This is a genomic window from Streptomyces sp. CLCI03, from assembly GCF_053615355.1.
Genome location: NZ_CM132132.1, coordinates 4,501,934 through 4,515,591, shown reverse-complemented (window position 1 = coordinate 4,515,591; position 13,658 = coordinate 4,501,934). Strand labels below are relative to the sequence as shown.

At 72.6% G+C, this 13,658-nt stretch carries 14 protein-coding genes; 7 read left to right on the top strand and 7 right to left on the bottom strand.

The window, feature by feature from the left end:
• Positions 1–28: 28 nt before the first annotated feature.
• Positions 29–571, bottom strand: coding sequence for a DoxX family protein (locus ACWG52_RS20935; RefSeq protein WP_033223671.1), 543 nt, complete (start codon positions 569–571; stop codon positions 29–31).
• 189 nt (positions 572–760) lie between these two features.
• Between ACWG52_RS20935 and ACWG52_RS20930 the strand changes: the two genes are divergently transcribed.
• The gene (locus ACWG52_RS20930) at positions 761–1,561 is read left to right on the top strand and encodes a hypothetical protein (protein WP_389816030.1); all 801 of its coding nucleotides are present in this window, start codon (positions 761–763) and stop codon (positions 1,559–1,561) included.
• 21 nt (positions 1,562–1,582) lie between these two features.
• On the opposite strand, the gene ACWG52_RS20925 is transcribed toward ACWG52_RS20930, so the two are convergent.
• Positions 1,583–1,759 carry a hypothetical protein gene (locus tag ACWG52_RS20925; protein ID WP_390140882.1) on the bottom strand — a complete coding sequence of 59 codons (177 nt, stop codon included), beginning with the start codon at positions 1,757–1,759 and terminating at the stop codon, positions 1,583–1,585.
• Between the two features lie 218 nt (positions 1,760–1,977).
• Between ACWG52_RS20925 and ACWG52_RS20920 the strand changes: the two genes are divergently transcribed.
• Positions 1,978–3,621 carry a DNA repair helicase XPB gene (locus ACWG52_RS20920; RefSeq protein WP_375935911.1) on the top strand — a complete coding sequence of 548 codons (1,644 nt, stop codon included), beginning with the start codon at positions 1,978–1,980 and terminating at the stop codon, positions 3,619–3,621.
• Here the strand turns inward: ACWG52_RS20920 and ACWG52_RS20915 are convergent.
• Complete coding sequence (locus ACWG52_RS20915) at positions 3,579–4,346, bottom strand: glycosyltransferase 87 family protein (RefSeq protein WP_389816023.1); 768 nt, start codon at positions 4,344–4,346, stop codon at positions 3,579–3,581. The genes ACWG52_RS20920 and ACWG52_RS20915 overlap by 43 nt on opposite strands.
• 47 nt (positions 4,347–4,393) lie before the next feature.
• Positions 4,394–4,573 (bottom strand): hypothetical protein, encoded by a 180-nt coding sequence (locus tag ACWG52_RS20910; RefSeq protein ID WP_033223664.1) that lies wholly within the window; start codon positions 4,571–4,573, stop codon positions 4,394–4,396.
• A 276-nt stretch (positions 4,574–4,849) separates the two neighbouring features.
• On the opposite strand from ACWG52_RS20910, the gene ACWG52_RS20905 reads away from it, so the two are divergent.
• Positions 4,850–5,467 (top strand): hypothetical protein, encoded by a 618-nt coding sequence (locus ACWG52_RS20905; RefSeq protein WP_389816019.1) that lies wholly within the window; start codon positions 4,850–4,852, stop codon positions 5,465–5,467.
• Between the two features lie 160 nt (positions 5,468–5,627).
• Positions 5,628–7,748, top strand: coding sequence for a HelD family protein (locus ACWG52_RS20900; RefSeq protein WP_389816016.1), 2,121 nt, complete (start codon positions 5,628–5,630; stop codon positions 7,746–7,748).
• 250 nt (positions 7,749–7,998) lie between these two features.
• On the opposite strand, the gene ACWG52_RS20895 is transcribed toward ACWG52_RS20900, so the two are convergent.
• A complete protein-coding gene (locus tag ACWG52_RS20895; protein WP_389816013.1) occupies positions 7,999–8,685 on the bottom strand; it encodes a copper homeostasis protein CutC in 687 nt (228 codons plus the stop codon).
• A gap of 125 nt (positions 8,686–8,810) precedes the next feature.
• Here ACWG52_RS20895 and ACWG52_RS20890 point away from each other — a divergent pair, with 125 nt between their 5' ends.
• The 3 genes from ACWG52_RS20890 to ACWG52_RS20880 all read left to right on the top strand — a co-directional run bounded on the left by ACWG52_RS20890 (position 8,811) and on the right by ACWG52_RS20880 (position 11,113).
• Positions 8,811–9,482 carry an HD domain-containing protein gene (locus ACWG52_RS20890; RefSeq protein WP_390140880.1) on the top strand — a complete coding sequence of 224 codons (672 nt, stop codon included), beginning with the start codon at positions 8,811–8,813 and terminating at the stop codon, positions 9,480–9,482.
• Between the two features lie 63 nt (positions 9,483–9,545).
• A complete protein-coding gene (locus ACWG52_RS20885) occupies positions 9,546–10,757 on the top strand; it encodes a Cmx/CmrA family chloramphenicol efflux MFS transporter (protein WP_389816146.1) in 1,212 nt (403 codons plus the stop codon).
• A 98-nt stretch (positions 10,758–10,855) separates the two neighbouring features.
• On the top strand, positions 10,856–11,113 hold the full coding sequence (locus ACWG52_RS20880; protein ID WP_389816007.1) for a DUF6221 family protein: 258 nt from the start codon (positions 10,856–10,858) through the stop codon (positions 11,111–11,113).
• A gap of 28 nt (positions 11,114–11,141) precedes the next feature.
• On the opposite strand, the gene ACWG52_RS20875 is transcribed toward ACWG52_RS20880, so the two are convergent.
• Positions 11,142–12,062, bottom strand: coding sequence for an RpnC/YadD family protein (locus ACWG52_RS20875; RefSeq protein ID WP_390168210.1), 921 nt, complete (start codon positions 12,060–12,062; stop codon positions 11,142–11,144).
• Between the two features lie 107 nt (positions 12,063–12,169).
• Complete coding sequence (locus ACWG52_RS20870) at positions 12,170–13,069, bottom strand: helix-turn-helix domain-containing protein (RefSeq protein WP_453125570.1); 900 nt, start codon at positions 13,067–13,069, stop codon at positions 12,170–12,172.
• Positions 13,070–13,658: the final 589 nt, after the last annotated feature.

Sequence of the window (13,658 nt, the reverse complement as noted above, 5' to 3'; positions counted from 1 at the left end):
CCGTCTCTTTCGGATCTTGTCGGTCGGTTCAGTCCCGGATGATCAGGACGACGAATCCGGCGACGACGCCCAGCAGCAGGCCGAGCAGGGCGTGGCGGGGCCGGTTCTCGCGCAGCACCGGAAGGTAGTGGTCGACGGCGAAGCGGCCCGGCCCGGTGAGGGTCAGGGCGACGATCGCGGCGAAGAGCACCACTTCGAGTTCCACACCCTTGGGCGGGAAGTAGGCGCTGAGGCCGCGGACGTCGAGGACGTTGATGAAGGTGCCGGTCAGGGCCGCTCCGGCGAGCGGGGTGAGCAGACCGAGGGCGAGGCCGAGGCCGCCCAGGGTCTCGGCGAGCCCGGCGATGACGGCCATGGCGTCCCCGGCGGGGTAGCCGGCCATGGTGAAGCCCTTGCCGGTCGCGGTGAGGCCCGGGCCGCCGAACCAGCCGAAGAGCTTCATCGCCCCGTGCCCGGCCATGCTCAGGCCGACGACGAGCCGGAGCAGGAGCAGGCCGGTGTCGTGGGTGACGGTGGTGGCGGGAGCGGAGGAGGTGGTGAAGAGCGTGCGGTCCCAGCTTGCTTGCGTCATGAGGGTCCGTTCCGACGTCGCCTGTGGGCGCCTGTGGGCGCGTGCCACCCTAGGCGGCGGGCGGATGGCGTCCCGTGCGCAACGTGGCCGCTCGCCGTATCGGCCCCCGGCGTCTACCCGTTCGGCCGTAGAACGGATCGGCACCCCCGACAAAGGACCGCCGTCGACGGTTGGCTACTGTCCCGGACCATGTCTGAGCTGCCTGATTTCCACAGCGCCATCGTCTACCTGATCAACGCCGACTCCGCCCGGGCGACGCTTGCCTTCCAGCGGGCGAACCGGTCGGAGCAGTACGCGACGGCCTTCTGGTTCAACGAACTCGTGGCGGAGACCGCCGAGGGTGCGGTCATCCGGCAGTACCTGCTGACCGCGGGCGAGCGGACGCGGTACGACATGGCCGAGTTCACGCTTCGGCCGGAGCTGGGCGCCCCCGCGACGGGCGCGGAGAAGCTGGCGATGACGAGTTTCGCGGAGGGCTGGATCCACCTCGGGGACCTGGGCGTGGCGGTCATGCCCGACACCGCGCTGTACGCGTACGCCGCGCGCAAGGGGTGGAGCTGGACGACGGACGAGATCACCGACGGTGTCGCGGCCACGGAGGAGGACATCGCCCGCATCGGTGGGACGCCGGTCCCCGCCTACCTGCTGGGCCATCCTGTCGACGCCGAGAACGGCGCGAGGGAGCAGGCCCTCGTGGTCGGGGAGATCGTGCGCACCGACGAGGACGGCGTCCGCTGGGTCGGAACCCTGCCCCAGGGGTGCGTCGGCGCACCGGTGTTCATAGGGGCCGGTCTGGGCGAGAACAGCTTCAAGCTGGTGTGCGTCGGCGTGGCACTGCCGGGAGAGGGCCACCACCCGATCGCGACCTTCGACCGCATCCGCACCGCGCTGCTCGCCGTCGCCCCGGAACGGCGCGGCGATGCCCCCGCCACCGCCGCGGAGCCTCGGTCCACCGCGCCGAAGCGGCGCTGGTGGCAGAGGCGCGGCTGACGCTGCCGCCCGGCGACCGTCTCACCGGGGGGTGTAGTCGATCCGCCCGGCGTCGAAGGGCCACACCTCACGGAGCCGGCGGGTGATCCTCGCGTGGACGAGGCCGTCCATCGCGGCCCGGTCGGCGCGCACCCAGTGGCTGACGACGACCCGGCCGGGGGCCTCCCGGGAGCCGTGGACGTACAGGCAGCCGATCACCTCGCCCTCCATGACCGAGGCCGCGCTCGGCGCCCGCTCCCTCACCCCGGACCGCGAGTTCCACGGCGGGCTCGCCCTGCTGCTGGACGGCATGGGCCGCTGACCTTCCCGCCGCCCTCCCGCCGCCCCTGCCGACCTCCCGCCGAAGCGGCGTGTTCCCACCCTCCGCGCCGTACGGCACACTGGAGGTTTGACCTGAATGAAACGGGGCGCCGCGCGTGAATGGTCCACTCATCGTCCAGAGCGACAAGACCCTCCTTCTCGAAGTCGACCACGAGCTCGCCGGAGCCGCCCGGCGTGCCATCGCCCCCTTCGCCGAGCTGGAGCGGGCCCCCGAGCACATCCACACCTACCGGATCACCCCGCTCGGCCTGTGGAACGCCCGCGCCGCCGGCCACGACGCCGAGCAGGTCGTCGACGCGCTCGTCGAGTACTCCCGCTACCCCGTCCCGCACGCCCTGCTCGTCGACGTCGCCGAGACGATGGCCCGCTACGGCCGCCTGACCCTCTCCAAGCACCCCGTGCACGGACTGGTGCTGACCAGCACCGACCGGCCGGTGCTGGAGGAGATCCTGCGCTCCAAGAAGGTCGCCCCGCTCGTCGGCGCGCGCCTCGACGCCGACACCGTGGCCGTGCACCCCTCCGAGCGCGGGCAGATCAAGCAGACCCTGCTCAAGCTGGGCTGGCCCGCCGAGGACCTCGCCGGTTACGTCGACGGCGAGGCCCACCCGATCGACCTGGCCGAGAACGGCTGGGCGCTGCGCCCGTACCAGCAGCAGGCCGTCGAGGGCTTCTGGCACGGCGGCTCCGGCGTGGTCGTGCTGCCCTGCGGCGCCGGCAAGACGCTGGTCGGCGCCGGGGCCATGGCGATGGCCAAGGCGACGACGCTGATCCTGGTGACGAACACCGTCTCGGCCCGCCAGTGGAAGCACGAACTGGTCAAGCGGACCTCGCTGACCGAGGACGAGATCGGCGAGTACTCCGGCACCCGCAAGGAGATCCGGCCCGTCACCATCGCCACCTACCAGGTCCTGACGACGAAGCGGAAGGGCGTCTACCCGCACCTGGAGCTCTTCGACTCCCGGGACTGGGGCCTGATCGTCTACGACGAGGTGCACCTGCTGCCCGCACCGGTCTTCAAGTTCACCGCCGATCTGCAGGCGCGGCGCCGGCTCGGCCTGACCGCGACGCTCGTGCGCGAGGACGGCCGGGAGTCGGACGTCTTCTCCCTCATCGGACCGAAGCGCTTCGACGCCCCGTGGAAGGAGATCGAGGCGCAGGGCTACATCGCGCCCGCCGACTGCGTGGAGGTCCGGGTCAATCTGACGGAGTCGGAGCGGCTCGCCTACGCGACCGCCGAGACGGAGGAGAAGTACCGCTTCTGCGCGACGACGGCGACGAAGCGCAAGGTCACCGAGGCGCTGGTGGCCAAGCACCGCGGTGAGCAGACCCTGGTCATCGGGCAGTACATCGACCAGCTCGACGAGCTGGGCGAGCACCTGGACGCCCCCGTCATCAAGGGCGAGACCTCCAACGCGCAGCGCGAGAAGCTCTTCAACGCCTTCCGGGAGGGCGAGATCAGCGTGCTGGTCGTCTCGAAGGTCGCGAACTTCTCCATCGACCTGCCGGAGGCCACCGTCGCCATCCAGGTGTCGGGCACCTTCGGCTCCCGCCAGGAGGAGGCCCAGCGCCTGGGCCGCGTGCTGCGACCGAAGGCGGACGGCCACGAGGCGCGGTTCTACTCGGTCGTCGCGCGCGACACGATCGACCAGGACTTCGCGGCGCACCGCCAGCGGTTCCTCGCCGAGCAGGGGTACGCCTACCGGATCATGGACGCCGACGAGCTGCTGACCGGCGACTGACCCCGGCACGCGCGGGCGGTCAGGACGGCCAGCAAGGGCGCGCACCAGACCCACAGCGGCGGCCAGTCCAGCACGAGGGCCCGGGCCGCGTCGGCCAGGTGCCGGGTCCAGAACTCGACGGAGGCCTCCGGCAGGACCAGCAGCCCGAGCAGCGCGGTCCCGGCCGAGGCCGCCAGCGCGGTGAGCCCCGCGTGGACGCGGCGGGTCAGCAGGAGGTACGCGGCGATGGCCGCCGGGGCGAGGGTGATCCCGGCGGCGACGCCCAGCGCGAAGCCCTTGCCGAGCGCGGACCGGGGCCGGCCGAGGTCCCACAGGACCAGGCAGGCCAGCGCCAGGTTGATCAGCCCGGCGAGCGGTGCCTGGAACAGCGGTTGCAGCCACAGCCCGGCGATGGTGGCGGCCAGTACCGGACCGGGCCGGGACCTCAGCCCCGCGAGGCGGCAGGACAAGGTGATCAGCAGGGCGAGCAGACCGGCGTCGCCGAGGACGAGGACGGCCTTCAGCGCACCGGTCGGCAGCCACGCGGCGGGCGTGAACAGGATCGCCGCGAACGGCGGATACGTGGCGGACGGCCCCCACTCGGCGGCGGAGAAACCCTGGACGAGGGTGTCGGCCACCGGAATGCGCAGGGCGATGCAGAGCACGCCGAGCAGCAGCAGCGAACCGGTCAGCAGCACATCGACGAGAGACGACGGCGAGCGGCCGACGACGGGACTCCGGGTCACCCGCGTGACCCTAGTGGATCAGTGGGTGTGCTGCGCGGGGCCCGAGGTCAGTGGCGTATGACGCCCGCGTCCTCGGCGTATTCACCGAGCACGACGACGCTCACGGCGGTCGCCGCGAAGATCTTGACGGCGCGCAGCATGCCGCCGAGGCCGCCTTGCGGAAGGGAGTCGGAGTCGGCGCCGCTAGGACGGCTGCCCTGGATCGAGGTGAAGGGTGCGGGGCTCATGGATCCATGGTGCGTTTTCGCGCGGTCCCGTCACATCGCTCCCGGGAGGGAACCTCACGGCCCCCCGGGTCCTCCTCCCGTCGCATGCGTACCCCTAGGGGAGATACCGAGGTCTGACACTCCCCGGTACGACGCCGGTGCGCCGGCCGATACGACACCCGGTGCGACGCCTGGTGCGACACCCGCCACGACACCCGTCCGGATGCAGCGATGCCGGCCGGGACGGACCCTGGGAAGGTCCGCGGTGCCGGCGACCACGCCATGGGAGTGATCCGCATGACCCACCGTTCCCGGACCCAGCGCCTCGCGCTGCTCTCCGCATCGACAGCCCTGGTCACCGCCGGGCTGCTGCCGTCCACCGGCGCGTTCGCCGCCCCGGCACCCGCCGCCGCGGTCGCCCCCACGCCGACGCCACCGTCCACCCCGCCCGCCCAGGGCGCGGTGAAGACCACCGATCCCCCCAGCGGCATCTCGGCCGAACTCCCCGGGAAGGCCCAGGTCCGCTCCGGCTCGATCCCCATGGACGGCAAAACCGTCGCCGCCCGCGTGTACGGGGTGGAGACCCCGGACGGAGCCACCGGCTTCGCCGTCTACGACATGCCGGGCGACCGTCTTCCGCTGGAGGACGCCCTCAAGGGCTTCGTCGACGCGTACGGCCTGATGGGCAGCGGGACGCTGACCAGCGAAAACGTCCGCAAGACGACCGTGGACGGCCACCCGGCCCTCGACGCGACCCTCACCGGCGTGGACGGCACCGAGCAGTTGGCCGGCTCCATCCGCTTCATCTCCGACGACGACCACCTCGTCATGGCCCTGACCTACGGTCCCGAGGAGAACGAGAAGGACCTGAACGCCATGCACAAGCAGCTTCTCGACTCCCTGCAGATCCCCTGACCACCTGACCCGCACCCCCCGTTTATTCGTTCGCGCCGCACCGCCCCGGTGGCTAGAATCTCCGCTCTTGCCGCCTCCCGCCGCCTCATCGGGGAGAGCCGCCCTCCGGCCGGAAACCGGCGGGCCATCTGTTCCGCATCCAGCAGCTGGAGGCAGTTCCGTGCCCGCGCACGCCCCCGAGACCGCCCAGGACGACCCCACCGCGAACCCGACCGCGAACCCCGCCGCGAACCCGAGTGCGCCCACCGACCCGCTGGGCCGCGAACGGGCCCACCTCAGCGCCTCGCGTTCCGCCCTGCGCGCGATGCGCGAGGACGTCGAAGCCCTCGACATCCGCGACGTCACCGCGAACTGGGTCAACGCGATCGTCCTCCAGGCCCAGATCGACGACCGCATCAAAGCCCTCGCCGACCTCTCCCACACCCCGCTCTTCTTCGGCCGCCTCGACTACCTCCACGCACCCGGCGCGGAGCTCGCCGAGGGCGCGGAGGGCGAGCAGTTCTACATCGGCCGCCGCCACGTCCACGACGCCGACGGCGACCCGATGGTCATCGACTGGCGCGCACCCGTCTCCCAGCCGTTCTACCGGGCCTCCAAGACCGACCCGCAGGACATCTCCCTGCGCCGCCGCTTCGGCTACACCGGCGGCGAGCTGACGGCGTACGAGGACGAGCACCTCTCCGACCCGGCCGAGGCGGCCGCGGTCAGCAAGCTCCTCCAGCAGGAGATCGAGCGCCCGCGCGTCGGCCCGATGCGCGACATCGTCGCCACGATCCAGCCCGAGCAGGACGAGATCGTCCGCTCCGGCCTGTCCGGCTCCGTCTGCGTGCAGGGCGGCCCCGGCACCGGCAAGACCGCCGTCGGCCTGCACCGGGTCGCGTACCTGCTCTACGCGCACCGCGACCGCCTCGCCCGCACGGGCACGCTCGTCATCGGGCCGAACCGTTCCTTCCTCCACTACATCGAGCAGGTCCTGCCGGCCCTGGGCGAGCTGGAGGTCAAGCAGGCCACCGTCGACGACCTGGTCGCCCGCCCCGGCCTGGAGGTACGCGGCACGGACGCCGCCGAAACCGCCGTGGTCAAGGGCGACGCCCGCATGGCGGAGGTGCTGAGCCGCGCCGTCCGCTCGCACGTCACCCGCCCCACCGAGCCGCTGATGGTGGTCCGCGGCTCGCGCCGCTGGCGGGTGCCCGCGTACGAGCTGGAGGAGATGGTCGAAGAACTGCAGAAGCGCGACATCCGCTACGGCGCGGCCCGCGAGGCCCTGCCGCAGCGCATCGCGCACGCGGTGCTCGTACGGATGGAGCAGGCGGGCGAGGCCCCGGACGACCGGGTGCAGGACGCGGTGGCCCGCAACGCGGCGGTGAAGGCCGCGGTCAAGGAGATCTGGCCCGCCGTCGAACCGGCGAAGCTGGTCCTGCGCCTGCTGTCCGACCCCGAGTTCCTCGCCCTGCACGCGGCGGACGTGCTCACCGAGGACGAGCAGAAACTCCTGCTGTGGTCGAAGCCGTTCCGCAGCGTGAAGTCGGCGAAGTGGTCGGCGGCGGACCTGGTCCTGATCGACGAGGCGACCGACCTGGTGGAACGCACGCATTCGCTCGGACACGTGGTCCTCGACGAGGCGCAGGACCTGTCGCCGATGCAGTACCGGGCGGTGGGCCGGCGCTGCACCACGGGCTCGGCGACGGTCCTCGGCGACCTCGCGCAGGGCACCACGCCGTGGGCCACGCGCAGCTGGGACGAGGCCCTGACGCACCTGGGCAAGCCGCAGGCGGTGCTGGAGGAGCTGACGGCGGGCTTCCGCGTGCCGCGCGAGGTGATCGCCTACGCCTCCCGGCTGCTGCCGTCGATCTCCCCGGGCCTGGCCCCGGTCTCCTCCGTCCGCGAGACGCCGGGCTCGCTGCGGATCGCGGAGGTCCCGGACCTGACCGCGGCGGTGATCGCCGCCTGCCGCGAGTCCCTGGCCCACGAGGGCTCGATCGGCCTGATCGCGGCGGACGCGCGCATCCCGGCCCTGGCCGAGGCCCTGCTGGCGGCGGACCTGCCGTACCTGTCGCCGGGCGAGGAGACCACCGCCGAGTCGCGGCTGACCCTGGTTCCGGCGTCGCTGGCGAAGGGTCTGGAGTACGACTACGTCGTCCTGGACGAGCCGGCGGCGATCGTCGACGGCGAGCCGGACGAACGGACGGGCCTGCGCCGCCTGTACGTCTGCCTCACCCGCGCCGTCTCGGGCCTCTCCGTGCTGCACGCGGCCGCCCTGCCCGAGCCGCTGCTGCCCTGACCCGCGGGTCCGCTCCTGGGGCTCCGCCCCAGACCCCGCGCCTCAAACGCCGGCGAGGCTGTTTTCAGCCCTGCCGTCTTCTGAGCCGCGGGGTCCGGGGCGAAGCCCCGACTTCCAGCCTCGCCGGCGTTTGAGGCGCGGGGTGCGGGCGGAGCCCCGGCGTTTCAGCCTCGCCGGCGTTCGAGGCGCGGGGGTCCGGGGGCGGAGCCCCCGGCAGCGGTGGCGCGGCCGACGTGACGGCCCGACCCCGTCAGTCCAGTACGGCCCGCCACTCGGCGACGGCCTTCGCCGAGACCGGCCCGCCCCACCCGGAGGGACGGGCCGCGCCGCCGATGTGGAAGGCGTCGATCCCGCCCGCGCGCAGCACCGGCAGGTGCGCGAGCGTCAGCCCGCCGCCCACCAGGATCCGCGCCCCGTACCCCGGCTCACCACCCCGCGCCGCCTCCGCGAGCAGCACCGGCAGCCCGGCGTCCACGCCCGCCGCCGCGCCCGCCGTCAGGTACGTGTCGAGCCCCGGCAGATCGGCCAGCGCCTTGCGCAGGTGGTCCCGGTCCGCCGCGCGGTCGATCGCCCGGTGGAAGGTCCACCGGCAGCCGTCCAGCTCCGCGACGACCGCCTCGACCGCCGCCAGATCGGGGGCCCCGTCGGCGTCCAGGAAGCCGAGGACGAACTCCTGCGCGCCCTCCGCCCGCAGTTCCCGTGCCACCCGGACCAGCTCGGAGACGTCGCCCGCCGCGAACCCGTCCGTCCTGCGGAGCATCACGCGCAGCGGGATGTCGACCGCCGTCCTGATCGCCGCGAAGGTCTCGCGCGGCGGGGTGAGCCCGTCGGCGGCCATGTCGGTGACCAGTTCGAGTCGGTCCGCCCCACCGGCCTGGGCCGCGACCGCGTCCTCCACGTCGAGGGCGATCACCTCCAGGAGCGCACGGTTGCTCATTCGATCCCATCCTTCTTCGGCAAGCTCGGGAACCCCTACCAAAAGGAGAGGTCTAGTCCAATATTCAGAATACGGGCCTCCACCCGCCCTTCACCAGCACAATCACGCCACCCCACAATGTGCCCATGGACACAGGCACCCAGAGCAGCGACACCCACCCGGACACCGCCGACCTGCGGGCCCGCTGGCAGGCGACCGTCACCGCCGCCGGCGCCCCCGCCGACCGTGATCCCGCGCCCTACGCCGACCGCCTGCTGGCCGCCTGGGCGGAGCCGCAACGCCGCTACCACACCACCGCGCACCTGGCCGACGTACTCGCGCGGATCGACGTACTGGCCCCGCACGCCGCCGATCCGGCCGCCGTGCGGCTCGCCGCCTGGTTCCACGACGCCGTCTACCGCCCCGACCGGTCCGAGAACGAGGAGCGCAGCGCCGCCCTCGCCGAGCGCGCCCTCCCCGAGCTCGGCATCGACCCCGCCCGCACCGCCGAGGTGGCCCGCCTCGTCCGGCTCACCGTCACCCACGACCCCGCCCCCGGGGACACCGACGGCGAGGCGCTCTGCGACGCGGACCTGGCCGTCCTGGCCGGGGAGCCCGAGGCCTACGCCGCCTACGTCGCCGCCGTCCGCGCCGAGTACGGCTTCGTCCCGGACGAGGCCTTCCGCGCCGGCCGCGCCGCCGTCCTGCGCCAGCTGCTCGATCTGCCGCGACTCTTCCGCACGCCCTACGGAGCCACGCACTGGGAGGCCCCGGCCCGCGCCAATCTCGCCGCCGAGCTCGCCGCTCTCGCCCCGTAGGGAATTCGATCGGGTTCGCACTGGTTGGTGACAGTCATGCCCGCAGCCGCAGCACGCCCCCGCATGCCCGTCGCCGTCTACGTCCTCGGACTGTCCGTGTTCGCGCTCGGCACCAGCGAATTCATGCTCTCCGGGCTGCTACCACCGATCGCCGAGGACATGGGCGTCACCATCCCGCAGGCGGGCCTGCTCATATCCGCCTTCGCGATCGGCATGGTCGTGGGCGCGCCGCTGCTGGCCGTGGCCACCCTGCGGCTCCCCCGCCGCACCACCCTCGTCTCCCTCATCAGCCTCTTCGGCCTCGGGCAGGTCGCGGGCGCGCTGGCCCCCTCGTACGAGCTCCTCTTCGCCTCCCGCGTGATCTCCGCGTTCGCCTGCGCCGGCTTCTGGGCCGTGGGCGCGGCCGTCGCCATCGCCATGGTCGACAGGGACCAGCGGGCCCGGGCGATGGCCGTCATGATCGGCGGCCTGTCCATCGCGAACGTCCTCGGCGTCCCCGCCGGCGCCTTCCTCGGCGAGCACCTGGGCTGGCGCTCCGCCTTCTGGTCGGTCGCCGCCGCCTCCGCGATCGCCCTCGTCGGCATCCTGGCGCTGATCCCGAGGATCCCGCTGCCCGCCGAGAAGCCGTCGCTCGGGCGCGAGCTGCGCATCTACCGCGACCGCCAGGTGTGGCTCTCCATCGGCATCACCGCGCTGGCCGCGGGCGGCGTCTTCTGCGCCTTCAGCTACCTGTCACCGCTGCTCACCGACGTGGCCGGGCTCGACTCGCAGTGGGTCCCGTGGATCCTCGGCCTCTTCGGCATCGGCGCGCTGGTCGGCACCACCGTCGGAGGCCGGGTCGCCGACGCGCACCTGTTCGGCGTGATGATCTGGGGCATCACCGCCTCCACCGTCTTCCTCACCGCGCTCGCCCTGCTGGCCTCCGCCGCGGCCGCCGCGATCGCCCTCGCCTTCCTGCTCGGCTTCTCGGCCTTCTTCACCGCCCCGGCGCTCAACGCCCGCATGTTCAACGTGGCGGGCGCCGCCCCGACCCTGGCCGGCGCCACCACCACGGCCGCCTTCAACCTCGGCAACACCGGCGGCCCCTGGCTCGGCGGCACCGTCATCGACGCCGACCTGGGCTTCGCCGCCACCGCCTGGGCCGGCGCCGCCATGACGGTGACCGCGATCGCCCTCACGGTGCTCGCCCTCCGCCTGGACCGCCGCCGCACCACCCCGACCCGCGTGGTGGCCACCTCGACACCGGCTTCGGCCACGGCTTCCGTCAGCGCCTAGCGCGTGCACGTGTCCGTGGACGCCGGTGGGCCGATCAACGCATCCTCATCGGGACAGGCGGCTGACAGTCGAAGCGGCTTGCCGGCGAGGATGACCCCATGGACGATCTGCTGAAGTTCCTCGTCGCACGCATCATGGACGACAACCACGCCTATGCCTACGTGGCCGAAACCGTGGGCGGAGAGGCCCTTCTCGACAGCCACCTCCCCATGCTCGATCTGACCGAGCAACTGGCACACGACTACAAAGCCATGGACCCCACGGACTCCCGCTCGGCAGGCCTGGCATACGCCGTGCGGGTCCTTGCACAGTCCTACGCCGAACACCCCGCATACCGCCAGGAATGGCGTCCGTAGCCTTCAAGGAGCCAGGCCTCAGCCGGGGTCACTCCTCCGTGAAGATCCCTTCGGCGGAGGGGGAGGTGACGGCGCGCCGGAGCCAGCGGCTCAGCGTCTCGGGGTCGCCGCAGCCGGTGATGCGCTCACGGGCCTCCTCGGAGACACCGACGCCCCGCTCGGCGAGAACAGCGAGGACGTCCTCGGCAGCGCGACGCGCCTCACCTTGAGCCCGGCCCTCCGCCCGGCCCTCGGCCCGGCCCTCGGCCCGGCCCTCGGCCCGGAGCTCTTCGGAGAGGGGCGACTTGTAGAAAGAGAGGTCCACGGCCACCAGTTTCCTCCAGAGTTCTGCGGATGGGTGCTTGCCCAGGCCTTGTGCGATGAGTTCGATGATCGGGTTGGCGAGCTCTGCCGGTGTGTCCGGCAGCACTCTGGTCATTGCTTTGAGTATGGCCCCGATGTCCGGACTCGCGGCGTGGGTGATCGCGGACAAGGTGGCGAGCGCGAGGTCCTTCCGGACTTCGGCGGGGTCGGTGATCAGCGGCATGTTGTGCGGCCCCGCGACCAGCGGGCACAGGGTGAGCAGGGGCCACTGGGGAGGGCCGAAGCGGACCGGGCGAGCGGCCCATTCGGCGGTCGAGCGGTCCTGGCAGACGACCAGCAGCATCGGCTGCAACCGGTATTTCGCGAGGAGGTAAGAGGCGTAGTACGCCCAGCTGGCGGGCTTGTCCGGGTCCTTCTTGCCCTGCGCCTCGACGGCGAGGAGGAAGGACCCCTCGCCCTCCGTGTCCAGCCGCAGCAGGGTGTCGACCCGGCGTTCGAGGGGCTGCGTCTCGGTGAGGTCGTTGGGCAGGACGGTGAACGACGCGAGTGGGGCGAAGCCGACGCCGAGCACCTCCGACACTCGGGAGAAGAGCTCCGGATGTTCCTGGAAGATGCGGTGCATCGCCTCGTGCGGCGAGCTGACCATAGGGGTTCCTATGAGATCGGGAATTGCCCCTGGCATATGCCTAGAACGGGGCCTTGCGGAGAGCGTAGGGGCACAACACGGTCCCGAATGAAGGCGGTTGGCGAGCTTCACCCGGAGGGGTGGGACGAGGTGGCCGGCTGCCGGGAACTGCGGCAGGTGCGGCAAGTGCCCCGTTCCGGGCCGCGGCAGGCACGGTCGCACAGGTCGCAGTTCTGGAGCGGGTGTCTGAAGGTCTCGCGTGCCGCCGGGGCGCGGAGCGGCGGTACGGGCGGGAGTTGGGCGGCGAGCCGGTGGGCCAGCAGGGCGGCCGGGCGGTGCAGGGGCTCCGTCGGCAGGGCGGCGGTCAGGGCGTGGTGAACGGCGCTCGGTGGTAGATCGCGCTCCAGCCAGGCCGCGACTCCGGGGGTGAGGTGCTCGACGTCCGCGACGGAGAGCAGGAGGCGGGGATCGCCACGGCGGAGGCCTGCGAGGACCTCGACGGCGGACCGGAGCAGGTCAGGGGCCGCGTATGCGGGCTGCGGTACGGCGGGCAGGGCACGCCGCGGCGGCTCGCCCTCCCGGAGGCCGGCGCGCCGGGACTTCGGTGGTCGCGGTTCGTCCGGGGTGCCGGACCGGCCCGGCTGGTTGCAGGAGACCGTACGGGTGACGACGCGGCCGCCGCTGGTGCGTTCGCAGGTGCGGCGCAGATAGCCGTGGGCCTCCAGCTCGCGCAGGGCGGCGGCGATCCGGGTCTTCCCCTCGGGGAAGCGGCCGGCCAGGGTCCGGATGTCGATGAGGGAGCCGGTCGGAAGGGACTGGATGTGCACGGCCAGGCCGATGGCCAGCAGCGACAGCTCGGCGTGCTGCGCGAGGTGGTTGCCGATCACCGTGAAGCGGGCCGTGTGGCGGGAGTTGTCGTGGATGACACCACCCGAGCGTGTGCCCGTACGGGTACGCCGAGAGGGGTGGTTTTCCTCGCCGTTGCGGGACTGGGCGTGCGAGCGCGCGCTAGTGTTCCGGGTATCCATCGGGAAGCGCTTTCTTCCTGGGTGGTCAGGCCCCCGCACTGGGATGGCAGTCCCGGCGGGGGCCGACGTATGTCAGCGGTGACGTGGTGGCGCGCTGAGCGTAGATCAGGCAACCCTCCCCGAAGCCAGCCAAGTTGGTGTTTTTCACTCAGGCGAGTGAGCTGTGCTCCATGGGCGGGAGGGGTGGGGTTCGGTGTGGTGCTTCGACTCCCGTGTCTTGAATCCTGGGGTCGTCCCTGCCACCGGAGTCCCACCGGGCGGGCTCCGGTGCGCGAGCGATCTCCGCAGGTCAGGTGGTGCGGCGGGACGGCTTCGGCCCGTACGGTCGGGCGGTGACGGGGACCGGAACCGCCCCCGGCGGTCCCGCCGTCCCGAAGGCGGCGCCGACGCCCGCCCTCCGGACGCCGTCCGGGCCCACCTCCCGGCGCCCACCTCCCGGGCCGGCCCGGGAGCGTTCCCCTCGGCCGCGGCCTGTTCCTCGTCGAGCCCCTCGCGGAAGGACTCGGAGCGTGTGCGCCCTCGAAGCTCCCACCCGCGCCTGACAACAGTCCCGGTCGCCGCCCCCGTGCCGGGTTCCTACGATGGGAAG